This window comes from Gammaproteobacteria bacterium (assembly GCA_019748175.1).
Lineage (GTDB): Bacteria > Pseudomonadota > Gammaproteobacteria > JAIEPX01 > JAIEPX01 > JAIEPX01.
The window spans coordinates 1-24,987 of record JAIEPX010000020.1 but is presented as its reverse complement, the minus strand read 5'-3'; the positions used below and the strand labels follow the sequence as shown (position 1 = coordinate 24,987).

Sequence of the window (24,987 nt, the reverse complement as noted above, 5' to 3'; positions counted from 1 at the left end):
ACAAAAAACCAGCTTCTTTGCCACACACATTATTCTGAAATAACTGGCCCCGCTTTTAAAATCGCTTCAGAAACGGTGAACTTTTTGAAATTCCCCACAAACCGATTAATCAACTCTTGCAAATTTTGCTGATATTCATTTTGATCTTTCCAATTTAATGAAGGATTCAACAAATCTGGATCCACTCCCTTCACCGATGTAGGAATTCGCAAATTAAAACCCGGCAACAAAACCGTGTCTTCTATCTTTAATTCACCACTCACTGCTGCACTCACAACGGCACGAGTTGTTGGAATTGAAAAACGCTCTCCACCTTTTCCATAACCACCGCGAGACCAGCCGGTATTAATTAAATATACCTGAGCACCGCTCTGATCAAGGCGATGCATCAACAATTCAGCGTAAACGCTAGCTGGTCGCGGAAAGAAAGGCGCCCCAAAACATCGACTGAACGTTTCTTTAATTGCTGCTGTGCTGCCCACTTCAGTACTTCCAACCAATGCGGTGTACCCACTCAAAAAGTGATAAGCGGCTTGCTCTTTACTCAAGAGCGAAATGGGAGGCAACACGCCGTAAAGATCGCACGTTAAAAAAATCACTGCCGTTGGCTCACCCGCTTGATTTGCAATCACACGTTTTTCAATATGCTCAAGTGGATAAGCTGCCCGACTATTTTGAGTATATCGATCATCTGCATAATCAGGTTGACCATCATCTTTTAATACGACATTTTCCATGATGGCGCCATCACGAATAGCATCCCAAATTAACGGCTCTCTCTCTTGTGACAAATTAATACACTTGGCGTAGCAACCACCTTCGAAATTGAATACTCCATTTTCACTCCAGCCGTGCTCGTCGTCACCAATTAAAAAACGATCTGGGTCAGCAGATAACGTCGTTTTCCCCGTTCCAGATAATCCAAAAAACAACGCCACATCACCGTCTTGGCCAACATTCGCAGCACAGTGCATAGGAAGAACACCTTTAGGTGGCAACAAAAAATTCATCACAGAAAACATGGCTTTTTTCATTTCACCGGCATAACGAAGACCTGCTAACAAAACTTTCCGCTCAGTAAAATTAATAATTAAAGAAGCTTCACTTCTCACACCATCACGCGCTGGATCTGTACTAAATCCAGGCGCACTGAGAATTGTCCATTGTGGATGTTCAATGCTTTCTCTTTCTTGAGCTCGAATGAACATATGTTGAGCAAATATTGCATGCCATGCATATTCGGTAATCACTTTAATAGGTAATGAATAACGATGATCTGACCCCACTGACAAATTCGATTCAAACGTATCTTTATCTTCAAGATATTCCGTCACGCGCGACCATAATTTTGCAAAAAGGGCAGGGTCAATGGGTTGATTGATTTCACCCCAATCTACTGTGTTTTCCGTCAGGGAATCCTTGACCAAATAGCGGTCTTTTGGCGAACGTCCCGTACGGCTGCCCGTTGTTGCGACGTACGCCCCATTAAGACAAGGCGATACTTCACCCAGTTTTAACGCCAATTCACCCAATTCCGCCACCGATAAATCTTTGTATACAGTGGGTGCTGATAATTCTCTCATTTTACTCTCCTCTGGCGGTCACTTTTGATAAAACAATGATTATCTCAGAACTACCCCGATATCTCAATCTCGTAGAGCAATACAGGCAATTTAAACATTTTGAGATTCTGGGCAAACACGTGTATAATCGATCCAAATTCACCCTCAGAGAGTCCTGCCATGAGTAAGAAACCAGCAGAATCGCTTAAAAACAAACTTCTCATAAAAACGCCAGATTTGGACGATTCGATATTTTCAAAATCAGTCGCTTATATCTTTGAAGACAACGACAATGGATCCATGGGGATTGTGATCAATAAACCAATGGAAATTACCTTGGCCAGTATTCTGGAGCATCTCGAAATTCCCGCTGATAATCCTGACTTCAACAATTATCCCGTTCTTCGTGGTGGCCCTGTAGCACCCGAACATGGTTTCATTATTCACCGAGAAAAAATTCTGGGACAAGGACTTCTCACAGACCCAGCTAACAACCTCATCATTTCTGCTTCAAAACAAGATCTCATTACTTTTCCTCAAGCGTCTTTCAGCAACATGCTCATCACTTTAGGCTATGCAGGCTGGAGCAAAGGGCAATTATGGGACGAAATCAAAGAAAACTCTTGGCTTGTTGCACCTTTAGATATCAAAATTTTGTTTGAAGTCCCCTATGAAGATCGCTGGAACGCAGCAGCAGCCTCAATTGGATTAGAATTCAGCCGTTTTGTTTCTGAAGCCGGTCATGCATAAATTCCAAGCGACATAGGATCTCATTTTGTCCAATATTACAGTGCTTGGTTTTGATTTTGGCATGAAACACATTGGTGTAGCGGTAGGGCAAACAATCACACGCACTGCAAATCCTCTTACTAGCCTAAAAGCCATAAATGGCATCCCCAAATGGGATGAAATTGCAAAAATTATCACCACCTGGAACGCTCGAGCACTGGTCATCGGAATTCCACTCAATATGGATGGCACTGAACAGCCCATCACAGCCGCAGCAAAAAAATTCGGCAATCGACTAGAGGCCCAATTCAAATTACCCGTGCATCGCGTTGACGAACGCCTCACCACAGTTGAAGCCAAACAACAATTATTTGACTTATCAGGCTATAAGGCCCTCGACAAAACCGCTATCGACAGCTATTCTGCCAAACTCATCCTAGAAAGCTGGTTACAATCTCAGGCGTCGCGTCTTGAGTTGTGAGAGGTTTTGCAAATTTGATATTATAATTTAATAATACCCTTGACAATGTTCACGACATTGAATATTTTAGCCCAACATTGTTCACTATTCATGTTAAAAGGAGTTAATATGTCCATGAATCAGGCTAAGATAGCCACATCTGTTCTTTTTGCATTATCATCCGGTACCGCTTTAGCTCAAGATTTCCACAAAGGTTTCTACATTGGCCTCAATTCTGGCGCTTCATTCGTTACAGGACAAACAAATAGCGAATTAATCACGGGAGTGAATTTTATAAATCCAGTGAGTTCAACCACTCGGTATCGCGATGAAGACAGCGCCCGAGGTTACAATGGTGGAATATCACTAGGCTGGAATTTCTATGCTGATCGTGAATATGTATACGGAATAGAATTGAGCGGTAATGCATTCTCAAATACTGCTAATCAAACCTTCTGGAATTTCACACCAGATGCTGGGTTACCTGATCTTATTAATTTCCAAGAAAGTTGGAAGATAAGATATACAGTTGATCTCACATTTAAACCAGGTGTACTGATCTCCGACTCAGCTGAACTGTACGGAATTCTTGGCGTTTCGACAGCGAAATTAAAAACCAAACTTAAAAATCTTGTTCCTGCATTAGCTGGATCGAGTCCATTGACATTTAATGATAGCAAAGATGTATACGGGTTTGTGTTAGGTGCTGGGGCGCATAAACAACTGTGTAATCACTTTGGGTTATTCACTTCTTACCAATATACTTATTACGGCAGCAAACATTTATCTGACGGCGTCGAAGGAAACCCATCAAATGGAAACGATAATTTCCAAAACTTCATTAAGCATCGCAAACTTCGAGTCGATACCAACGTATTCAAAATTGGTTTAGTCTACACATTTTAATAAATCGCCTATCGAGGGGCATATTTTATATGCCCCCTCTAAAATAAATAATTGAGTAATTCAATGTCAAAAAATAATATTTACACAAGAACGGCAAAACTCGAAGATCTCAATGAAATCATGCAAGTAGAAAAAAGTTTTTCACTAGACCCCAAACATCATGCCTCTATCGAAAAAATGCGATCACGCATAGAAAAGTTTGAGCAGGGATTTTTTTTAACTTACGTTGACAATCAATTGGCGTATATTATCAGCACATGTTGTGTTCATTATAATTCCGAAAACCTCAGTAATTTCAGTAGCTGGGATCACATCACCAACAATGGTTTTCTTGCCGACCAGGAACCACCACAAAATGCTAACGCGCTCTATATTGTTTCAGGTGTAGTGGAACAGTCCTTCCAACAACATAATTTGTTTGGAGCTCCATATCCTCATTTATTAGCGCTGGCACAAAAATTAAAACTTAACTATATTATTGCGGGTGCAATTTTACCTGGTTACGCTAACTACATTAAACAAAACGGCGCTATATCTGCACAAGACTATGCTCAAATACGCATTGGCAAACGCCTCATAGATCCCCTACTAGAAAAATATCGTCGCATTCATTTTCATGTTCCTGATCAACGTCACATCATTGAAAATTATTATGAGCACTCAGACAGCCTAAGCTATTCCGCTATCGTCGTTCATGATATCACCAATGACGCACCAGGAAAAAAATAAATGCAAAAAATTAAACTTGATTTTTATGACCCTGATTTTATCGCCGACCCTTACCCCACTTATCAACTTATTCAAGAAAAAGAACCTGTTTACCAAGATGACAGCGGTGTTATTTATCTAACCAAATACCAAGACGTGGTTGCTTTATTAACGAATAAAAACACCTCACGAAGACCACCGCATCATTTCAAGACACTCACTCAAGAGCAATTACGTGAGAATGATATGGATGCCTTTTTGATGAACTGGCTAATATTTCAAGACCCGCCAAAACACACCCAAATGCGCCAATTTTTCGCTAAAGCCATCAATCCTAAATTTATTCGTGCCCGTGCTGATACAATTTCAGCCTTATCTGAACATTTACTACAGTCACTAAAAAAACGTGATCAATTTGATATTGTATCTGAATTCGCTGGGCCTCTCAGCTTGGCTGTAGTATGCGATCTTAGTGGATTACCGCCACACGAAAATCAATTTATTAAATTATATTCTGATACCATTACTCAAAATCTGGATACCGGCTCATCTGATAAGGTTTATAGCATACAAACATTACTTCCTACTTTAAGACAATTTTTTCACGACTATCTAGCGGATTATAAAAATAATCCTCAAAGTAACTTTTTATCCTACGTGATAGAAAATAATGCTTTAATGGAAGAGCCTCTAAATGATACTCAAATAGCAGACGCAACAACCTTTATAGTATTTTCGGCACATGAAACCACCCGACTGGCTATCAGTTTATCAATCTATAGTCTTTTACGTCATCCTGATCAAATCGAATTATTAAAAAATCACCCCAACCTCATAACTCAAGCTGTAGAAGAATGTTTACGCTATGAAACCCCTTTCAATAAGTTATCTCGTTGGACCACAGCCCCAGTGACCATTAATGAAACTGAAATACCTGAAAATACCCTCGTTGTGCCTCTTTTAAATGCTGCCAATCGAGACCCTGAAATTTTTGACGATCCTCATCGCCTCAATATAAAAAGAGAACAATTAAATTTAGCCTTTGGAAAAGGGATACACACTTGTTTAGGCTCTGTACTTGGAAGACTTGAAACTGAGATTGCCCTACAGCAATTTATTAAAATTTTACCTGAAGCAAAATTAGTTCCAAATCAAACTGCATGGGGGAACATTACAAGCTTGAGATATATCACTCGATTAATGATACAAAATTCACAGTAAGATAAATTAACCTATGGATAAAACAACTGTTGTAAAAAACATTATCGAATCTCTCGAGAAATCACAGTGGTATTCACCAGATTACATGCGGACTCGGCAGCTCACTCGACTAGAACAAATTATTACCCACACATTTAATACTGTGCCTTTTTACCGAGAATATCTTGAACATTCTAATTACCAACCTTCACAACCACTCACTCAAGAATTTTTGTCGTCGCTCCCGATTTTATCACGTCAACAACTGCAATCGGGTCAAGACACCACCTTAAAAAGTACTGCCCTGCAAGCTGACGATTTCACTTATCCGATCGTAACATCGGGTTCAACGGGCGTTGCTGTACGATTAATTGGGACTTTTGACACCACCTGTTACTGGCAAGCTCTCTCCATGCGAGAACATTTGTGGCATCAACGCGACTTTAGCAAAACTTTGGCCGCCATTCGTTGGGCAAAACGCAATGAAGCGCTACCACCACTGGGCGAAACCAACAAACACTGGGGAAGTGTAACAGAAGGGATCATCAATACTGGTGCCGGCTTTTTTCTCAATATTGCTTCATCTACACAAAGCCAGCTCAAATGGCTTCAAATGATCAATCCTCATTATCTTTTAAGTTATCCATCGCAACTTAAAATTGTATTGCAAGAAATTATCGATCAAAAAATTCTACTGCAAAATCTTCTAGAAATTCGAAGTTTAGGAGAAACCGTAGATCCAGAACTTATCTCAATGTCAAAAAACTACCCTGTTAAATTCACGGATATTTACAGTTCTGAAGAATTTGGAATAATTGCAATTCAATGTCCAGAATACCATAATTATCATGTACAATCAGAAAATGTCATCATAGAAATTTTAAATGATGACGATAAACCAAGTGCATTAGGCGAAGAAGGTCGCATAATATTAACTAGTTTGCATAATTTCGCCACACCATTGCTTCGTTACGACATTGGAGACTACGCCCAACTGGACACCGCCTGTCCTTGTGGACGTGATGCTCTACCTACAATAAAAAAAATATGCGGTCGTAAACGCAATCGCATTATTTTTCCTAACGGCGAAAGTCGATTTCCATACCTTGGCGAAAGAGAAGAATATCGTCATATCACCAAAGCTGTAAAGAAATTCCAAATGATTCAGCATGATCTGAAAAAAATAGAATGCAAACTTGTTGTGGACAACCCATTAACACCAGACCAAAAAAATCGTTACTCAAAGCTAATCAAAAAAAATCTCGGTTATCCTTTCGATATCGAACTCACATTTCACAGCGACATCCCTCGACAACCCAACGGAAAATTCGAAGAATTTGTATCCTTAACACCATTTGACTCAAAACTAAATTCAATATAATATTTATGGAGATTTTATAAGAGGGTGAAATCAGTGTCTCGAATTTTATTTACGATTTTCTTTTTTCTCTCAATAGCTACTTACGCTGAGGAAAAAATAGTCCTATCTGTGGAATTGGCGGCAACTTCTGCGGAAAGAGAATGGGGATTAATGGGAAGAACTTCTCTGCCTGAAAATAGTGGAATGCTATTTATTTACCATCCTGCTCAAAAATTAAATTTTTGGATGTTCAATACTTTCATCGACTTATCTTTAGCCTACATCGACAGTAATTTTACTATTAGAGAAATCTACGACATGAAGGCCTATCCTGAAAAAATGGACCCCAACCGTCCCGTGAAAAAGCTTTCTGACATCGACAAATACTGGCACTGGGGCCCTGAAAAAACTTTTTTCCGCGAACATAGCACTGCCTCTAAGGGCGAATATCCTTACGCTTTGGAAGTTAATGTTGGATGGTTTAACAAACAACACATTAAAGTTGGAGATAGAATAGAACTTGATGCAAAAAATAAATTAATTATATTCAATAGAGATTAAAAGTTTCTGCTGCAGCAAAAAATGTACGGCATTAGTTAAGTCAAAATCCTGGAACTCATTTTTTACTGCTTGAAAGGATTCTCCCAAACTTTTTCCTTTCAATAGAGTATCAATAAATAACCACAAATCAGCACCCTCCCAAAACGTCAATACGGTATTATACGGGCGGGCGACTAGGGCGTATGTTTTCTTAGAAATAGAATTGACAGTGGCGTTGTCAGGATTTTCTATTATGTCGACTATTTCATCGAGAGCAAATGGGCTCATCATTGTAAAAACAGATGGGTGCAAAGTGAATGCAAGTGCTTCAACATTTTCTTCCGCAATACTAACTAATGCATCTGACTCGAGCATCATAACAGATGCTGCGCTGTATGATAAATGTTTAAGCCATTCATATTCTGCAAAGTCTTTTAGATACGATAAATTTTTAAGCGATTCTTGTTGATAGATAAAATCAGGAAATTGAGCACCCCAATCATCTAAACAACCTGAAAAAGGCAAATTAGCATCGATACTGCAAAATGCTCTTGCAAGATTATCGGCGCATTCTTCTCCTAATAAGATCCAAACACCTGGGAAGGTTACCGCCAGCGCTTTTCGAAGAGCATCAAAAATCGTGTTTTTATAAATAGATACACGATCCATAGGATTCGATGAAGAAATAAAATGATAATCACTGGATTTCTGGTGCAGAATCGCATCGCAAAAATCTTTTTGTATCTGCTCAAGTGTTTTCAATTGCCATTACCTCCTGTGGCAGATAATCCAATGCTTTCCTCGATTCTTTTATTAATGTGTCAAGCGATGGAATCTGTGCATCCCACTCTAATAATGTTGGCTTAGCGCCAAATTTTGATATTGCATAACCATATAGCGCCCAAACTGCTCCATCAACTGTTGTATCGTGAGTGTCTATATGTATCTTCTGATCTGGTGTTATGGATTTAATAGAATGGCCCGCCAAATGAACTTCTCTCACTAAATCAGGGGGCACGGAATCGATATACTTATTCATATCCCATCCATGATTTGAGCAAGAGACAAAAATATTATTCACATCCAACAAAATTTTTGCACCCGTTTTCTGGCACAACGTGATCAAAAAACTCTCCTCCTCCATTTCTGATGATGCAAATTCAAGATATGAAGACGGATTCTCTATTAATATTTCTCGACCCAAATAACTTTGAACTTGATCTATATTACGAGCAATAACTTCCAAGCTCTCTTTTGTATAAGGAATCGGAAGCAAATCAGGTAAAAAAAGATTTCCTACTCTACTCCACGAAAGATGTTCTGAAACAAGAAATGGGTTTAACTGCTGAATGAGATTTTTCAATCGACTCAAATGCTGCTCATCAATCCCAGATGACGAACCTAATGAAAGCCCTACCCCATGTAGACTTAATCGGTAATGCTCTCGAATGGAAAGTAAATTTTCTAAAGAAGGGCCGCCTGCCTGGAAAAAATTCTCACTGTGAATTTCCCACCATCCCACAGACGGTAATTCCTCCAGCACTTGCCGGATATGTGGGTGCCTCAATCCAATTCCAATCAGCTGACACATAAAAACTTGCCTTTTTCGAAAATTTAGAAATGATACAATTCAACCTTAGATATATTTTTTCCATGAACCGATAACCATCATAGTAAATATCTTGAATAGTTAATTATTAACTGATTTTTTGAATCACACATCAATTTTCTCATAGATCGAGAAATATAGCCCTCAACAGTTCTATAAGATTTATTTACAACTCTTGAAATCTCCTTTGCTGATAATCCCTTAATATACTGACGTAATATATCAAGCTCGCTTTGAGTTAATATGATGCTCCCAGTAGATGTTTGAAAAGAAAACTTTTCGCCAAGACCGTTATTTAGTGCGCTGCTATCAACGGCTATCGAAACACCATCCTCTATATTATGATCGGGCGATATTTTTAGCTTGCCAAATCGAAGGTTATTATCATCAATTTCTTCTAAAATATAATTGACAAATCTATAAAATACACCATTCATATGTAATAAATATAAATACTTAATGGGTACATCGCTATTTGAGAAAAAGTAATACACATGATTAGAGCTCAAAATTTTGGAATGTATTCCTATTCCACATTTCACACCATAAATCTTAGAAAGAATGTTAAAAGCCTCATAATCAAATTTTAGGTCCCAAATGTAATAGATATCATCCTGTGAATTTTCCAGCTGAAATACTGGAGCATAATTGAATATTTTTTCGCTAATATATACCTCATCAAACTCGTCTATATTTGATATGATTGATCTATTATCATCATCTATCATTGTTAAGCAAAAATAATCTATATCGAACTTATCTTTTAGTATTTTGCACTTTTCCTTCAGTGTGTTCATAGCAAATAATCCTTAATGTTAGTTAGCAACATATCATAAATGTTAAGAGCATCTTTCTCATCACCCATCGCAATAACCGATAACGAATTTTGGTATTCAGCATATGTCATGAAATATTTTGTAAAATTTATCGGTGAGTTACTATCATTTGATAATAGCTCAGAAATAACTCTACGTATAGGCTCATTAAAGTGCTTTAAATGTTTCTGCGCTTCAGAAATCCATTGTAAAAAAGAAATTTCTTTTTTAGTAGGGTTATTATTTATATCGAATAATTGATTGAGATTTTTTTCTACTGGGTTGAAAATATTATATATAAAATAATTTTCATTGTGATAAATAGGTTGTAAGTTCTGTAGAATTATACTCTCCACTAATACATCAATTGGAATAGCGTTGACATATAATGCTCTAGATAATGGCAAATTTTCAGTCATCGCAATCAATCGCAGCAACTGATGGAATATATCTTTTTGATTAATCACAAATTTTTCTAGAGTAGATGTAACTTGGCCTAAACGGAATATTGATATTGCAATGTGCTTAGAAGATATGTCTCTTAAAATTAACTCTGTAGCAGCCTTGCAAAGCAGGTATCCTGAATAATTACACCTAAGCTGTTGGCTTTCAAATAATTCATTAAAGGTGGTGACTTGCTCTAATATATTATTAACAGGCAAGCTGGACAAGTAGTTTAATTTCTTAGGTTTATAAGCAAAAGCAAATTGCAGCACATTATCTAACGACGCTGAATATATAGCCCACAGAGAGTCAAATTTTTCAAAGTGATTAACATATTCTGACATATGAAATATAACATCAATTTTATTACATAGATTTCTCCATTTTTTAATACTCATTCCAAAATTCTTTAGTTCAGTATCCCCGGCAATTAATGTAACATTGTTTTTTTCTAGCTCATTTTTGCAATTACATATTTTAGTGGAATTACAAAAATAGCAAAAAAACGTGGTTCTTTTATTTTCTCTAATTAAGCAGTAAATATTATTATCTTTGTTCTGACTCAAAAACTTTAGCAGGTGGGAACCAATAAAACCTAAAGCACCAGTTAATAGTATGTTACACGTTGATCCTTTCTCATCTAATCTTGGCATTTTAGTATCATAATTCGATTGCGGCTTAACTATACAAGGCTTTGCTTGAAGAGTAACACTTTGTTTTTTTGAGGGAACAAAACCCAAACTTATTATTAAGTCACCAATGGTTTTGGCACTCAGTATATCTGTAAGTTTTAACCGTAAATTAAAAATGTTTTCTAACTGATATATAAGATTGGCGTAATGAATAGAGTCCAATGTTAATAATTCTTTTAGAGACAAAACTTCGCTATCTGAGAGCGTTTCATTTTTTCTTACCTTATTTGACAATAATAGGATTTTTTCAATTATACAGCTTGGAGTGGATATACTGAAGTGTCTTAGTGGAATAATATGTTTCTCATTAATCATATAAAGAATTTTCAATTTTGGAAGTTTTCTATTTTGTGAGTAGGGTAAATCATCATGGAGGATAACGTATATATCGGAGATTATTATACCACTATAAAACGTAAACAAATACATCCTGACTTGATTAAATAATTCTATCATATCAATATCATTGTCTTTATCGAAAACTAAAATCAAAACTAATTTAGAATCATTGTAATTCGCAATAGTGCTAATAACATGGTATTTTTGACAAATATTTGATTGCATGTCCTGCTCTAGGACATCTAAATTATAATTTTGACCGCTAACTATTATAGTCCTGTCAGATCTACCTATAACATATAACACACCATTCTTCTTAAAACCCAAATCTTGTGTGTCGAAATAACGCTTTGATTGATAATACAAAAATTGTGAATCAGACCTATTGTGGTAGTCAGTTAATATCGAACTGCTATTGACATATATCTTTCCAATCTGTTTATCCTTAAGCACCTTTGAATTATTCACTATTAATACGTGTGTTCCATGGGATGCTTTTCCGCAACCCATGAATGTCTTTAACCCTCTATTTATACGAATTTTTTGCGTAGTAGGTGGTGTGTCGCGAGGTGTGCTACATATTAATCCATTACTTTCTGTCATCCCATAACTAACACAGAAATTATTGTAATCAAAACCATATTTACTGTATAAAGTTGAAAATTTCTTTATTAATGAGTAAGAAACAACCTCACTACCGATAAACGCAACCTTCCATTTTTTCAGAGTTGAATCCGTTGATAAAAGCTTTATATTATCGATGCACAGTTTATATAAATAAGGGGGGCCGCCAGCATGTGTTACTCCGTATTTAGAAATTACCCGCAACCATTGTGATGAGTCATCTAAAACGGACTGAGTTGGCATTATAATGCATCTCCCACCTTTTACTAATGGTAACAAAATACCTGCTACAATAGTTGCAGCATGATAATGATTACCGATAGTTAGGCTGGTACTTAACTCATCGAAACCCCAAACCTTTGATGTGTAATTAATGTTGTATAGCAATTGGCTTTCTGTAGCTATAACACCTTTTGGTTTTGAGGTTGATCCAGACGTGTATAATATATGAATATTCTGGTCTTCCGTCACATTTATATCTACAGCGCCGAGAGTTTTCCGATTGTAATTTGAGATAAGATCATTTAAAATTATCAAATTAACATTCGACAAGTTGATGTAGTCTTTTGAATCATTATTAACGATAATGATGCTTGTCTTTAGCTCCTGAGTTAAAAAATCAATATATTTGTTTACGTTTATCATATTATTTGTAGATATTGCTGGGCAAACTCCAACCAATATTTTTTCTTTGATACATGCTAGATAGGCTATGACAAACTCAATTGATGGTTTAAATGCAAGAATAGCCGTAGAATCACTAAGACCATATAATTTCAATTTATCTGAGAGTTCACATATATTTTTATATAGTTCATCATATGTATAAGAAATTTCGTTGTTGTCATCAATGAAAGTTAACGCAGTCTTGTCAGGTGAAATTTTTGAGTACTTTAATATATGATTAAGCAAATTATTATTGCATCCTAATTTTAAATCAGCTAGTCGCATTTTATCACTCATTAGCTGTATAATTTAATACAACTTATCTCCAAGTTTATTTTGAGCGATTATTTTTCTTAGTTGAGATATATTATCACTCATAAATTTATCTTTTATCCTTTCCACGTAGTCATCAGCTGTTCTTTTTGATTTGTTTAGCCGTAGCGCAATTTCACTGATAGACAAGTTTGTGGCGAGCTCTCGAATGAACTGCGCTTCATTTTTTGTAATTTTCGTCTTCACACCATTAGCATTAATAGTATAACTTGACACCTTGCACTCGCTCATGAATTCTTCAATTTTTTCATTGATATATGCCATATCTAATAATTCGATCTTTGGTTCTGGCTCAGTAACAATTAGATTAGATTCAGCGAGTGCAATGATTTTTTCACCTGTGTTTTTAAAATATCGAATAAAGCTCTCTAGTGAATCAATGTTGTTAAGATACACATTTTGCATATGGTAATTATTACGAGTTGTTCCAAAGTAATATAGCTCAGTGATATTATTAGGCAATGATATCGATATTGTTATCCCGTTTGCTATATTATGTTCTTGACTAGCAATTTCGAATGAAGATTGATCACTATAAGTTGCCCAAAGTTGATAGTCTCCAATCTGATGATTTTCTATTGTTTTTACTTCTGGAAGTTTGTACAACTCATTCGCATAAAACACTTCCAGCCATTCGGGTCGATTGGTTAAAAGAGCTCTTTTACCATCAGGATAGAGTTTTACATAATTGAAATAGGTTAATTGTAAATCTTTACTTAATGATTCACATATTTCAGAAACAATACTGCTGTGATTTATAGCTATATTCTTGCTTAAATTCACCCCTGAACTTTTGCTCATCTTAACTCTCCTCTCACAATCAAATTTCTAACTATTGTGAAAAATAATGAGTAAATTAGTATTTTGATTAATAACATATGCTTGAAGATCTGTAAAGAAAAAAAATTAACATAGAAACAGAGTTATATTTTCAATATTAATTCAATGAGTAGATCTACAGATTGGAATTCACAAGTTATCATGCGAGAACAAAACGAGATCGCGCTTTAATTTCGTGTACGTACCCTTTGTGTCAATGTCGAAATTAAAGTCGAGTTGACGAAAAAGCATTTTTGTGTAAAATACAAGTTTCTAACCAAGGAGGTTTCTATGAACGCTGTTTGTGATAAGGCTAGTTTTGACCCGGGGGATGCGGGTTGTTTGGAGGAATTTAAGAAAGTTCAAATGCAAGGATGTCCATTTGCTCCCAAAGCTAAAATCTGGGGCAGCCCTGAATGGAATAATCATTTAAGTTTGACGGAAAATCTCTTAAGTATTATTCCTTCATTAGAAATGTTTATTCAGAGTGCGGATCAGAAAGATTTAGATGGATACATCATCGCAATGCCACCAGAATACGGTACTTCAGTAGAAAGCTTAGCTGAGACCACAAAGGAAGCATTATCTATATTATCCCAAAATGACCCTTCAAAAGGCAATTCACTCGCTAAAAAGGTAAATGATAAGAAGTGGCAATTCACGTTTTTAAATATGCGGTTATTCGTGAAAGCATTTGCTCCTTGTTATGATGAAAATCACTCAAGAAATGCTTCAGACTCGAATAAAGTATATATATTGTTTCAACCCGAGTTTTCATTTGCCAAACATGGTATTTCTCGTGGTAGTAATCCTGAGCTTCGTAACAGTATTAGAGAGCACTTTAATGAGACGGGGCGAACTTACTTTAGAGAAGACATCTTTGAATCTCCTAATGAGGCGCCTCGGTATATCACACCAGCAAAGCTACAAGATCCTGTGGTTGATTGGTGGGTAGATTGATAGTTTAATTGTTTTTGGCAAGCCCGATTATGAATATAATCGAGCATATTATTATTTATTTTGAAAGGAGTAATATATGAAAAAAGCTAGATCGATATTTCTGTATATGTCAGGTAGTATTAAAAAAAGCAATTCTGCTGAAGAGAATTCTTATTGGACCGATTTTCATTTAGAACAACTAAGGACTCTGATGGCTGAAAAAGATGTTACAGTAGGCTTTCTAAATCCCGCACATCGAACAGATGATTTATCAGATGAGTTATCTTTGTTTGGTCGTGATATGCTGCAAGTTTATCTGAGTGATTGCGTATTAGCGGACTGCAGGGAAAGAAGAGGGATAGGTGTTGGATACGAAATGGCTTTCGCAAACTTTAAAGCTGTTCCAGTTGTAAGCTGGACTCCTACTGGAACTCATTATAAACCAAAGAAGGTAGAATGTTTGGGGCAAGATCTTGTGGGGTGGACTCATCCATTTGTTAAAAATCCTAGTGTTGTGGTTGTCGAAGATTTGAAAGAAGCGGTAGAGAAAATAACATCGATGGAAATCAAGGCACCTTTACCAATAGCTGCAACTGATTTTGTCTTTCCTGGTATGATTCGGTACTTAACTACACAGTTTGAACGTGATGAACCTATGCAGTTATTGGTTAATTCTGATCCGCGATTAATTGAAAAGGTTAAGATGATTAGATCACTTGCACAAAGCAGTACTTCAACAGCTTCCATACGTCATGATTCTCCAATACTTGCTTCTAGTCATAGCAGCAAAACTCCTCAGGATCAGCATCAACATGATCATCAATCAGGTTTTGGACTGAATAATTAGATGTAAATTGTGAGCTATTAGTATGGTTATGGTAGCCATTTACGGCGCCAGTGGTTCAGGAAAATCAACTTTCCTGGACCTTCTGGCAACACAATTAAATGAAGTTGGGTGTTCATGTTTGAAAGAAGATAATTATTATCATAATTCTAATCAGCTTTCATATGAGGAAAGAAGAAACATTGATTATGATCACCCAAGCTCTCTAGACCATACATTACTTATAACGCAATTAAAACAACTGTATTGTGAAAAAACTCCAATCTTAAGCCCAAAGTTTGATTTTTCAACATTGTTGAGAGTGGAAGAAGCTGAAAAAATTATGCCGAATCCAATCATACTTGTTGATGGTTTGTTACTGATGACGAATTCCTTGTTGGCGAAGATGTTTACAATTAAAGTATATATTGATACCCCGTTAGATATATGCTTATCCCGCAGGTTAAATCGAGATTTAAAATGCAGAGGAATTGACGTAGTCGAATATGGGTTAAGTCGATACGAGTCCAAAATTAAGCCTATGTTTGAGAATTATGTGTCGCCTTATAAAGACATTGCAGACTTTGTAGTATCGGATTCTCATTTTCACGATAATGTAACTCAGCTTAAAAGCAAGGTAGTCGCTATTCACACGAATTTGATCTATGGATGTTAAATGTACAAAACCGAAGCTTCCATATAGAAGCAGTATGTTAGGATCTGGGTACTGCATAGAGATTAAAGGATGTAATTTATTAAATAGTGAAGCTGAACGATTTGCAAGCATGTTTACAAAATTGCTGGATGATTATCACATTTTAGTATTTCGAAATCAGTGTTTATCTCAATCCGATTTGATAAAAGTATCTTCAATGTTTGGTGACCTGGAAATAACTTGGGATAAGAAGGATCGCAGCCAAGAAAATGAGCATGTGCATATGATTTCAAATATTGGATTAAAAAATTATGATTATAAAAGTTCAGCCCAAATTTGGCATACTGACAATTCATTCTTAAGTCGACCATCAAAATATACGATACTCCATTCTAAAATAAGACCCGCTATTGGGGGAGACACAATGTTTTCAGATATGAGAGCTGCCTATAACAGTTTATCAGATAGTGTTAAGAATAAAATCGCTGGTTTGAAAGCAATACACTCTTTCGGCCATCAATTTAAAGAATTAAGGAATAATAAATACGAGGACAATCTAGATGAATTTTTTCCAGAGGTTGTTCACCCCATTGTGAGAATACATCCGCATAATAATAAGAAGAGCCTTTACCTAAACCAACTGACGATAAAGGAGATAATTGGGGATGATATACACGAAAACCGTAGTTTATTAACTCAACTGAATGACCACTCAGTGCAGGAGAAATTCATATATACTCATAAGTGGCTAGAAGGAGATTTACTAATATGGGATAATGCATCACTTATACATCGAGGTACTCATACGCCTATCGAGCTTCAAAGGCTGCTCTATAGAACTAGTATCATCGGTGACGTTACATACTAAGGGTTATATGGCATGCTTAGTAAGATGACCAAAGAGTTAGTAATTTTTGACTTTGATTTTACCTTAGCTGATTCCTCTAAGGGGATAGTTAAGTCTATTCAATATGCTTCAAGATTTTTAAACTTAAAGATTCCGCCCAAAGAAGATATTATAAACACTATAGGGCTTGATCTTGCTAGTACATTTAATACGTTACATAGTAGTGAAACAGATGATAAAATACCTGAATTTGTCAAACATTTTTTAACTATGTCAAGTAGAGTAATGCGGAAAAGTACGGTAGTCTATAACAATGTTGGGGTATTGTTTTCATCATTAAAGAATAGCCAAATCAAAGTGGCTATTTTATCAACCAAGCTCAGAGAAACAATTAGTCAAGTTTTAGAAGATAATGATCTCTTACATTTTGTCGATTGTATTATAGGGGGAGAAGATGTGTTAAAGCATAAGCCAAACACCGAAGGTATGAACAAGATTATACAGCATATGAATGTACCTGCAGAGAATATATTATATGTGGGCGATAACATTGTTGATGCTAAAGTAGCAACATACTCTAAGGTCGACTTTCTGCCTATTCTGACGGGGAATACAACCCTTAACGCTTTTAATGATCTAGGTTATTACGAAGCTTTATATGATATTATTCAAGTATTAGATTATATAGATCTGCTGGAGAAACCTTGCTAATCGAATCTTTTTTGTACGCTTATAAAAAATGGATACATTATAGTGAATCAATTTCAGTTAGATTATCTGGAACTCATCAAGAACAGCGTATTAGATTTACTCAATACACGCTGTGACAAGGGTGTTGTTGATACGCAAAATAAGGAAGACGCTTTTTCAGATCGTGTGTTTCAACATGTCTGGCATGGCAGGGCGCTTTCAATGTGTACCATTACTCGCCTTGATAGTATGTTTCAGTTTATTTTCAATACCATAAACAATAAGGTCGATGGTGATATAATTGAATGTGGCGTATGGAGAGGTGGATGTGCCATATATATGCAGGCTATACTATACATATTAGGAAGATTAGATAAAAAATTGTTTTTAGCAGATTCTTATTGTGGATTACCAATACCTGACACAGAGTTAGATAAAGAAATGTATTATAATTCTAATGTTGAGGATGTGAATAGGCTTTTTATATCAGAAGAGACCGTTAGAGATAATTTCACGCGATACAATTTGCTGTTTGATAACGTTATTTTCTTGAAAGGGTGGTTTAAAGATACTCTACCAACAGATAAAATAAAATCATTATCTATATTGAGAATAGATTGCGATTTTTATGAGTCAACACTTACGACTTTGGAACAATTATATCCTAAATTGTCTATAGGTGGTTATGTGGTTTTAGATGATTATAGATTAGACATTTGTGATGAAAAAAAGGCCACAGATTATTATCGTAAAATACATAATATAAAAGAAAAGATAGTCCATATAGATTGGCAAAGCTCATATTGGATTAAAGAAAACGAGATTGACTAACTTATTCGTTCAAACTTGATGTTATCGCCCCAAGAATCTCACCTATTGTTTTGCTATCTCGCATGGCTTTATCCTCAGCATGAAATATATAATTATAATAAATATGTTAATTTAATCATGTGAATTATGTTCGTCGTTTGCGTATTTTATACGGTGGTTTTTTGAACCTAATATACTCTGTTTAAGACTCGTACCACTTCATTCATAATTCAGCTTATGCTGATTTTAGGAAAGCAATATATTACAAATAAACTGTAACCTAGGAGATTACCCAAATAACATTAGAAGTTAATTATGTCAGCGAAAGAAATCGCGAGGGTTTTAAACTTTTCAAATCGTAGCGTTGAATATCACATTATGAAAATCAAAGAAAAATTTGACATCAATAGCAATATTGAATTGCTGAGTATATTTTTATCTTGCTATAGAATTGAAGGTTAATTTTTTATGTTTAACTTAAAAAATCATTGTTCTAGGTGGACTATTGGCTAAGTGTGCAAATAATGCATCTAGATTTGAGTGAACAAATACTGCTACTTTAATTTTTCGGAGCAATTCCTTTACTTTATCATGTTCTTTTAATTGATTACTCGTCTCCGCGCTTTCTTGAGCATCACCATAGCGTTGCATGTAATAATAACACTCCGCTTGAATGAATTTAGCAGGGGCCAATAAATCAACATCATCACAATTCATCATTACTCTATCCAACACAGATAGCGCCTTTTCATATTGATGAAGTAGCCGCAGGTTTAATGCCATTTTAATTGTATCTTTATCATTCAGCTCATGTTGTGACTGAAAGGCAATGATTTCTGCCTGCCTTAGAGCCGCATCAAGTTGGAATTTTTTTATCTCAGCCAACGATACTGCAATTCTGGCATCTCTTCTATCTCCTAATTTCTGAATCAACGAAACTGTATCGGATGCATTTTGAAAATCACATAGACACGATTGACATTTAACTCTTAATAAAAGAGCTTCTATTGAAAATTCACAATCCAAAGCCTGATCAGCAAGCTGTAGAGAAATTGAAATAAGGCCCACATAAAAGCAATTATCAGCCAACTCTAGCCAATCAATGGCAGTGGGTATTTTATCACCTTCTACTATTAATTTTGTTTCTAATCGCATCCAAAAACCGATAGTATTGAAAGCAAAATCATTATTAAGGCCAAATTTTTGTTTAAGAACTCGTATTGATATTTTGTATTCTGCACAGGCTTCTTCTATATGGTCCATTATCCCTAAAACTGTAGCCCTATGAGCACGAGTCTTCGCAGTGTTTCCATGCTCATAGCCGTATGCACGCTCTTCTATTTTCAGAGCTCTTTCCAATATCTGCCTAGATTCATCGTATCTTTTGAGATGTAAATACGCGACACCAAGATTTGCGAGCGTCCCAGCGACTGCAGGGTGTTCCCCCCCGTAAGCTTGTTCTTCAATTGATAAGGCCTGAGTCAAATACTCTACGGCGCACTCAAACTCATTCAGTATCATGTATGCGTTACCTAGACTCATCTTGGTTGCTGCTACTTCTACGTGATCAGACGATAGATGTTTTAAACGAATTGCTAATGCATGTTGTAAAATTTTAATTGATTCCGTCGCATCACCTAAATACCTAGCTACAACTCCGAGTCGACAGAGTGTGCCGGCTAATTCCAAGTGATTTGGCTCATATATTTCTTCTTTTATTCTCCGAGCCTCTTCTAATTTTAATACCGCATCCTTATATTTATCGAGTCTTATATATGCAGCGCCTAATTGAGTAAGAACTTCCGCGATCAATTTTTTGTCACCAAGGAACTTAAAGCTTTCTTCAGCAGATAAGTATACTCTCAATGCCAACTCATGATTCCCCAAAAAAAGATATATATTTCCAAGATAAAAATTAAGCATTGCAATTTGTTTACGGAAATATTGGGACCCATTTAATACTTCAAGATTTTTAATTACTTCTAAAATATGAGGGTAGAGTATTTCATGTCGCAGCTCATTCTCTCTAGGGTACGTATCAATTTCATAATATCTGCAAATACATGCAACTAATTTTTCTAAAATCAGTTTTTGCGTAGCACTATCATCCGACAACCTCACGATTTCTTGAACAAGCTGATGAATACGAGCACTTCCAGAACTTAGAACATTTCTTATGGGAGTTTTATCCACAAAATTTATATCAGATAATTCCATGGTTTCTATCAAGCTATAACGATGCAGAGCAGTCAGAGCTGATCTACACTCTATGGTACTTACTGTCCAATTTGCTAATAACTGAATATCGATAGGGGCTTCAGGAGCCATGAATGCGCAAACCTTAAGAATCTGAATTGCGTTTAAATCAGTTATTTCTCGTAGTGATAATTGTATCACAGTCCACACAGTTGCTTTTTGCGCATTATGTTCCTGCCCAGCAACTGCTCGATATCTGTCATTAGAAGAATTCTTTTCTTTTTGGTACGGATCGCCTTGCCAGGGTGGCTCACTTAAATACAGTTTTTTTTCTTGTTCAAATTCTTCCAAATAATTTTTTATAGCCATACGCTGGCTTATAATGAACGCTAATGCTTGTGTTAATGCCAGGGGAAAATTACCTAGTGCTTTCGCAAGTGATTTAGCCTGTTCTTCAACATATAAAAACGCATAATTAGCGCCTAAAATTCTTACAATATACTTCAGAGAATCAGATTCACTAAAAACCCCCAATGAAATTAAATTAAATATCGTCGGATCCCAATCCCCTAGATGACTATTACGCGTCGTAATGATAGCTGGCACTGAGGACGGAGGCAAATAAGTATCAATACTGAGCAAATTATGAGCATTATCAAACACAACTAAATAAGGACCCTGTTCTTTTTCCAACCGTTGATATACGAGAGGCACTAATTCATCTGTATTTAATTGTTTGGCATTAAACCCTAACTGCTCGCCAAGACGACAAAATTGTTCAGACATAAACCCTGAATTATCAACCCCCTCATCAGTACCTGCTATCAACCAAATGATCGAGCGGAATCCAGTTTTACCCTGGCTTTCTCGATACTCCTTCAGTTTATGGTGTGCATAATACAAAACAAGCTGCGTCTTCCCGACACCTCCTGTACCAGTCACAATATTTTTTGAATGCTCAGAAAGCGATAATAAATCTTCCGATCGTCCCGTAAAATTCTCAAATTCTCGAGGTAATCCGAAACAACCACGGAACGGTCCGTCCGATTTGAGAGTTGTTGAAGACATGTTAGAAAATTGGGTGGCACTAAAAAAATTATTCTGTACACCGACATGTACTATCTTTGTTTGAACTTGCTCAGTCGAATTCAGATTCACTTGCTGATTAATAGTACTAACTTGAAGACCCACTTGCTGAGGGCGTGATATCACAACATCGATCGCAGTCACTTTCTCTTCCACTTCTCGTGGACCAAGCGACAATATCTCATCCGCTAGCTGACTCTCAGGTAAATCAGAGCGCATTAATTTTACCATGCTCATGAAAAATGCGATTTGATCCTTCGATAATTCCGATAATTGAGAAACATCACTAACATTAATCGTTAACCACGATTGATTGAGGTGAAATTTATCGATCAGCTTAGTGAACCATTCTGGTAATACTGGATTCTTTTGCATCAATCGCTCCTGTTGATTACTAAGTTAACGCGGGAATTTTTTCGTAAAAAAGTATAAAACCTTAATAGCCTGTTAAAATAAATAAACTTAAGATGTCAACCAATCACTACAATTAATTGAAACATACATATTGATCTTCAGTAAACAATCTTTTATTCTTGACGCCGATACTAAACTACAAAGGAATTCATTGTTTATTGACGAAATCTACTAGGTCACAATGATATTTACAATGTATTAGCAAATTTACTTCGTAAACATTAATAGGTTAACAATGTCTGAAAGTATATTGCTTCCAAAAAGCCATATTTTTTTGCGTTCTGCTGCAGATATGGATTCAATCATGTCTCCCTTGAAAAGGGTTGGGATAAATTATCTCACTTTTATGCGAAATTATGTTAACGGATATCAGATCTACTTATCTAATATTGAGGGGTGGGTTGAAGATTATTACGGCAATGAATTATATCGACAGTTCATTACAAACCCTCCGAATGATTATAAGTCGTGTAGTGTAATTTGGCCAAAAGACAGAAATTTGCTTGTATTTGATTTAGCTAAAGAACGCTATAATAGCGATCATGGTGTGACATATATCAAAACACGAAAAGATTACACTGACTATTACTTTTTTTCTACTATTCAAGAAAATCCTACTATCATTAATTTTTATCTCAATCACGGTGACATTCTTGAACACTTTATTACTTATTTTGAGGACAGAGCTGAGTCGTTGATTAAAAAGGCTGAAGAGGAAAAAGTGAAGTTACCCCAAAAAAAAATTGTGATTGAAAAACAAAATGAACTCAACTCTTACTATGACGATAATAATCGATTGAGATTGATTAAGGAAATGCCCATCAGAAAATATAGACTGAAGTCTGAAGGATATTATGGGACAAAATTATCAAGACAAGAGGTTGTCTGTGTTATAAATTATGTTAATCGATATACTGCAGAAGAAACAGGATTAAAAATGAACATCTCAAAAAGGACGGTTGAAGCTAATTTTCAAAGCATTAAAAACAAATTGGGATGCGATCGCAAAGAAGACATCGTACGGATTCTAATACAAGACGGCTTCGACTTATTGAAAAGTGAAATCGCAAGCTAATACCGGTTAGAATACATTGATAGCGAGCATTTTTGAACGACTATAAAGAATTAATTAACGCAGTGTTCAACGCGCACATTATCACTGCAATTAAGGGGAGAAATTGATGCAAAAGAATCCAGTATTACCAGAATGGTTCACTAAGCTGATCGATAAATTTCTGCTCAACCAATCGTGGTTAACGATCAATGTGAATGATGCTTCTCAATTATCCGAGTTGTCGCAGGATCAAATCGCGTTTTTTATGAACATGGTAAAATTAATGCAAACGGATTTGCCCGAGAGCCAGTTGGTAGATGAGGTTTTATCGCTTGGCCCCAGAGAAGTAGAAGAGAAAGTGACGGCCATCGACATTGTGCTCTCACGATCTCAGCGAGTCGGCCTGCAAATTAGTACGATTAATCAGCAAGTAAATCAGCAGCCAACACAATATATCCAGCAGCAGGTAGTGCACATCGGAACTCAACAGAATTTTTTTGGGATGACGGGATGTTCTGAGAATGTTCAGACAATGCTAGTGAATAAGCAACCCCTAAACTCCGATTTTCAATCGAGATCATCTCTAAAATCACCGACAGGAAAATTCGTACCTCACTCCTCTAATTGCAATACAAAAGAATTCGGAAAAGATACAATCAATAATTATCGTCAAGATCCAAGTAGACCATACAAATCATTCAATATGTACATTAGAGAAACAGGTATACACCTCAATGTGGATTATGATTTGAGTGGCGCTCAGTTTGAAGGGCTTGATTTCTCTTTTACTGACTTTTCTAATCGTGATTTACAACGTACTAATTTCAGAGATTCTATTATATATGGCGCTAACCTAGAAGGAACAAGGGTCTTAGATAGTTTATTTTTAAAACCCAAACAGCTAGCAACTGCGCGGTTTAAATTTTTAACCCCTACAACACACCCCAAGGTAAAGAAAAAACAAGAAAAAACACTTTTTTTAAAATGCATGTTCTTTGAGTACCAGTCATTATATAAAAAATTGGATGACGATCCTAACGCACGTGAGCAGTTCGCAGCGCTATTATCAAATAAAAAATTCGACAGGTTTTTTAAATATTTAAGCACCTTAAGGAAGGCCATATCTTTGCAAAGTGAGCTCAGTTTTCATGACGAAACATGTTGCATTAACAAAAAGGATATCAAATTGTGAAGAAACAGCCTTCTAATGAAATTTTTGATGAAGAAGGGTCTTCTTCTTCATCACTTGATGAAAATGAGAGAGCGTTATTGAGTTCGTTAAAAAAAAAATATGAGCATAGTGATATACTCTCTCAACAAATTGATCTTTCAGCGGTAGATTACGAAGAATTTTTGAGCCTTAAAGACTTATACGACACCTCTTCAGGACGAGAATTAGCTCTATTTTCAGAGCTCAGAACGATCAGCATCAAAAATTATAACGATACAATCGTAGTTAATTTACTGCCCCACTTAGAGAAAATTTTAGAAACAGTGAGTGCTTATGTACCCTCTAACACGATTACGGGTAATGTGGTTGGTGTTGCTTCCGAAATAAATGAATCTTCTAGCATTGTACACTTATCTTACTCAAATGCTCAGCTTCATAACTCCGGACGAACATTAACAGTAAAAGAGCCTCCTCTTGAAATCATCATTGAGCAACC

24 protein-coding genes are annotated in these 24,987 nt (G+C 36.1%); 17 read left to right on the top strand and 7 right to left on the bottom strand.

Annotated elements, in window-relative coordinates:
• Nucleotides 1–29: 29 nt before the first annotated feature.
• Nucleotides 30–1,583, bottom strand: a complete 1,554-nt coding sequence (locus K2X50_08665; GenBank protein MBX9587315.1) for a phosphoenolpyruvate carboxykinase — start codon at nucleotides 1,581–1,583, stop codon at nucleotides 30–32.
• A 159-nt stretch (nucleotides 1,584–1,742) separates the two neighbouring features.
• On the opposite strand from K2X50_08665, the gene K2X50_08660 reads away from it, so the two are divergent.
• From K2X50_08660 to K2X50_08630, 7 genes are all read left to right on the top strand, one after another.
• Entirely contained in the window at nucleotides 1,743–2,312 is a 570-nt protein-coding gene (locus K2X50_08660) for a YqgE/AlgH family protein (GenBank protein MBX9587314.1), read from the top strand.
• Nucleotides 2,313–2,337: 25 nt separating this feature from the next.
• A complete protein-coding gene (gene ruvX / locus K2X50_08655) occupies nucleotides 2,338–2,772 on the top strand; it encodes a Holliday junction resolvase RuvX (GenBank protein MBX9587313.1) in 435 nt (144 codons plus the stop codon).
• Nucleotides 2,773–2,880: 108 nt separating this feature from the next.
• On the top strand, nucleotides 2,881–3,657 hold the full coding sequence (locus K2X50_08650; GenBank protein ID MBX9587312.1) for an outer membrane beta-barrel protein: 777 nt from the start codon (nucleotides 2,881–2,883) through the stop codon (nucleotides 3,655–3,657).
• 63 nt (nucleotides 3,658–3,720) lie between these two features.
• Entirely contained in the window at nucleotides 3,721–4,386 is a 666-nt protein-coding gene (locus tag K2X50_08645; protein MBX9587311.1) for a hypothetical protein, read from the top strand.
• A complete protein-coding gene (locus tag K2X50_08640; GenBank protein MBX9587310.1) occupies nucleotides 4,387–5,586 on the top strand; it encodes a cytochrome P450 in 1,200 nt (399 codons plus the stop codon).
• Nucleotides 5,587–5,599: 13 nt separating this feature from the next.
• Entirely contained in the window at nucleotides 5,600–6,946 is a 1,347-nt protein-coding gene (locus tag K2X50_08635; protein MBX9587309.1) for a hypothetical protein, read from the top strand.
• 33 nt (nucleotides 6,947–6,979) lie between these two features.
• Nucleotides 6,980–7,486, top strand: coding sequence for a DUF192 domain-containing protein (locus K2X50_08630; protein ID MBX9587308.1), 507 nt, complete (start codon nucleotides 6,980–6,982; stop codon nucleotides 7,484–7,486).
• Here the strand turns inward: K2X50_08630 and K2X50_08625 are convergent.
• The 5 genes from K2X50_08625 to K2X50_08605 form a co-directional block, all read right to left on the bottom strand.
• Nucleotides 7,463–8,227 (bottom strand): DNA-binding domain-containing protein, encoded by a 765-nt coding sequence (locus K2X50_08625; protein MBX9587307.1) that lies wholly within the window; start codon nucleotides 8,225–8,227, stop codon nucleotides 7,463–7,465. The two genes, K2X50_08630 and K2X50_08625, sit on opposite strands and share 24 nt — an antisense overlap.
• Nucleotides 8,214–9,056 carry a DUF692 domain-containing protein gene (locus K2X50_08620; GenBank protein ID MBX9587306.1) on the bottom strand — a complete coding sequence of 281 codons (843 nt, stop codon included), beginning with the start codon at nucleotides 9,054–9,056 and terminating at the stop codon, nucleotides 8,214–8,216. The genes K2X50_08625 and K2X50_08620 overlap by 14 nt, the downstream gene beginning before the upstream one ends.
• A 77-nt stretch (nucleotides 9,057–9,133) precedes the next feature.
• Entirely contained in the window at nucleotides 9,134–9,871 is a 738-nt protein-coding gene (locus K2X50_08615; GenBank protein MBX9587305.1) for a helix-turn-helix transcriptional regulator, read from the bottom strand.
• Nucleotides 9,868–12,939 carry an AMP-binding protein gene (locus K2X50_08610; GenBank protein ID MBX9587304.1) on the bottom strand — a complete coding sequence of 1,024 codons (3,072 nt, stop codon included), beginning with the start codon at nucleotides 12,937–12,939 and terminating at the stop codon, nucleotides 9,868–9,870. The genes K2X50_08615 and K2X50_08610 overlap by 4 nt, the downstream gene beginning before the upstream one ends.
• 24 nt (nucleotides 12,940–12,963) lie before the next feature.
• Nucleotides 12,964–13,788, bottom strand: coding sequence for a helix-turn-helix domain-containing protein (locus K2X50_08605; GenBank protein ID MBX9587303.1), 825 nt, complete (start codon nucleotides 13,786–13,788; stop codon nucleotides 12,964–12,966).
• 309 nt (nucleotides 13,789–14,097) lie between these two features.
• Here K2X50_08605 and K2X50_08600 point away from each other — a divergent pair, with 309 nt between their 5' ends.
• The 7 genes from K2X50_08600 (at nucleotide 14,098) to K2X50_08570 (ending at nucleotide 19,032) form a co-directional block, all read left to right on the top strand.
• Nucleotides 14,098–14,766: a YqcI/YcgG family protein gene (locus tag K2X50_08600; protein MBX9587302.1), complete on the top strand. Its 669-nt coding sequence runs from the start codon at nucleotides 14,098–14,100 to the stop codon at nucleotides 14,764–14,766.
• Between the two features lie 76 nt (nucleotides 14,767–14,842).
• Nucleotides 14,843–15,592 carry a hypothetical protein gene (locus tag K2X50_08595; GenBank protein MBX9587301.1) on the top strand — a complete coding sequence of 250 codons (750 nt, stop codon included), beginning with the start codon at nucleotides 14,843–14,845 and terminating at the stop codon, nucleotides 15,590–15,592.
• A gap of 22 nt (nucleotides 15,593–15,614) precedes the next feature.
• Entirely contained in the window at nucleotides 15,615–16,244 is a 630-nt protein-coding gene (udk, locus tag K2X50_08590; GenBank protein MBX9587300.1) for a uridine kinase, read from the top strand.
• 34 nt (nucleotides 16,245–16,278) lie between these two features.
• The gene (locus K2X50_08585) at nucleotides 16,279–17,091 is read left to right on the top strand and encodes a TauD/TfdA family dioxygenase (protein ID MBX9587299.1); all 813 of its coding nucleotides are present in this window, start codon (nucleotides 16,279–16,281) and stop codon (nucleotides 17,089–17,091) included.
• 12 nt (nucleotides 17,092–17,103) lie between these two features.
• On the top strand, nucleotides 17,104–17,781 hold the full coding sequence (locus K2X50_08580; GenBank protein ID MBX9587298.1) for an HAD family hydrolase: 678 nt from the start codon (nucleotides 17,104–17,106) through the stop codon (nucleotides 17,779–17,781).
• A 42-nt stretch (nucleotides 17,782–17,823) separates the two neighbouring features.
• Nucleotides 17,824–18,591 carry a TylF/MycF family methyltransferase gene (locus K2X50_08575; GenBank protein MBX9587297.1) on the top strand — a complete coding sequence of 256 codons (768 nt, stop codon included), beginning with the start codon at nucleotides 17,824–17,826 and terminating at the stop codon, nucleotides 18,589–18,591.
• A 294-nt stretch (nucleotides 18,592–18,885) separates the two neighbouring features.
• A complete protein-coding gene (locus tag K2X50_08570; protein ID MBX9587296.1) occupies nucleotides 18,886–19,032 on the top strand; it encodes a LuxR C-terminal-related transcriptional regulator in 147 nt (48 codons plus the stop codon).
• 15 nt (nucleotides 19,033–19,047) lie between these two features.
• On the opposite strand, the gene K2X50_08565 is transcribed toward K2X50_08570, so the two are convergent.
• A complete protein-coding gene (locus tag K2X50_08565; GenBank protein MBX9587295.1) occupies nucleotides 19,048–22,227 on the bottom strand; it encodes a tetratricopeptide repeat protein in 3,180 nt (1,059 codons plus the stop codon).
• Nucleotides 22,228–22,501: 274 nt separating this feature from the next.
• Between K2X50_08565 and K2X50_08560 the strand changes: the two genes are divergently transcribed.
• The 3 genes from K2X50_08560 to K2X50_08550 all read left to right on the top strand — a co-directional run.
• Nucleotides 22,502–23,341 carry a hypothetical protein gene (locus K2X50_08560; protein MBX9587294.1) on the top strand — a complete coding sequence of 280 codons (840 nt, stop codon included), beginning with the start codon at nucleotides 22,502–22,504 and terminating at the stop codon, nucleotides 23,339–23,341.
• A 106-nt stretch (nucleotides 23,342–23,447) separates the two neighbouring features.
• Nucleotides 23,448–24,512, top strand: a complete 1,065-nt coding sequence (locus tag K2X50_08555) for a pentapeptide repeat-containing protein (GenBank protein MBX9587293.1) — start codon at nucleotides 23,448–23,450, stop codon at nucleotides 24,510–24,512.
• A partial coding sequence (locus K2X50_08550; GenBank protein ID MBX9587292.1) for a hypothetical protein occupies nucleotides 24,509–24,987 on the top strand: 479 nt, incomplete at its 3' end. The genes K2X50_08555 and K2X50_08550, both read left to right, overlap by 4 nt.

Coding starts and splice junctions, on each gene's coding strand:
- K2X50_08640 (MBX9587310.1), top strand. CDS start 4,387: ATGCAAAAAATTAAACTTGATTTTTATGACCCTGATTTTATCGCCGAC.
- K2X50_08585 (MBX9587299.1), top strand. CDS start 16,279: ATGTTAGGATCTGGGTACTGCATAGAGATTAAAGGATGTAATTTATTA.
- K2X50_08645 (MBX9587311.1), top strand. CDS start 3,721: ATGTCAAAAAATAATATTTACACAAGAACGGCAAAACTCGAAGATCTC.
- K2X50_08660 (MBX9587314.1), top strand. CDS start 1,743: ATGAGTAAGAAACCAGCAGAATCGCTTAAAAACAAACTTCTCATAAAA.
- K2X50_08570 (MBX9587296.1), top strand. CDS start 18,886: ATGTCAGCGAAAGAAATCGCGAGGGTTTTAAACTTTTCAAATCGTAGC.
- K2X50_08635 (MBX9587309.1), top strand. CDS start 5,600: ATGGATAAAACAACTGTTGTAAAAAACATTATCGAATCTCTCGAGAAA.
- K2X50_08620 (MBX9587306.1), bottom strand. CDS start 9,056: ATGTGTCAGCTGATTGGAATTGGATTGAGGCACCCACATATCCGGCAA.
- K2X50_08600 (MBX9587302.1), top strand. CDS start 14,098: ATGAACGCTGTTTGTGATAAGGCTAGTTTTGACCCGGGGGATGCGGGT.
- K2X50_08610 (MBX9587304.1), bottom strand. CDS start 12,939: ATGCGACTAGCTGATTTAAAATTAGGATGCAATAATAATTTGCTTAAT.
- K2X50_08650 (MBX9587312.1), top strand. CDS start 2,881: ATGTCCATGAATCAGGCTAAGATAGCCACATCTGTTCTTTTTGCATTA.
- K2X50_08605 (MBX9587303.1), bottom strand. CDS start 13,788: ATGAGCAAAAGTTCAGGGGTGAATTTAAGCAAGAATATAGCTATAAAT.
- K2X50_08565 (MBX9587295.1), bottom strand. CDS start 22,227: ATGCAAAAGAATCCAGTATTACCAGAATGGTTCACTAAGCTGATCGAT.
- K2X50_08555 (MBX9587293.1), top strand. CDS start 23,448: ATGCAAAAGAATCCAGTATTACCAGAATGGTTCACTAAGCTGATCGAT.
- udk (MBX9587300.1), top strand. CDS start 15,615: ATGGTTATGGTAGCCATTTACGGCGCCAGTGGTTCAGGAAAATCAACT.
- K2X50_08580 (MBX9587298.1), top strand. CDS start 17,104: ATGCTTAGTAAGATGACCAAAGAGTTAGTAATTTTTGACTTTGATTTT.
- K2X50_08595 (MBX9587301.1), top strand. CDS start 14,843: ATGAAAAAAGCTAGATCGATATTTCTGTATATGTCAGGTAGTATTAAA.
- K2X50_08615 (MBX9587305.1), bottom strand. CDS start 9,871: ATGAACACACTGAAGGAAAAGTGCAAAATACTAAAAGATAAGTTCGAT.
- K2X50_08560 (MBX9587294.1), top strand. CDS start 22,502: ATGTCTGAAAGTATATTGCTTCCAAAAAGCCATATTTTTTTGCGTTCT.
- K2X50_08665 (MBX9587315.1), bottom strand. CDS start 1,583: ATGAGAGAATTATCAGCACCCACTGTATACAAAGATTTATCGGTGGCG.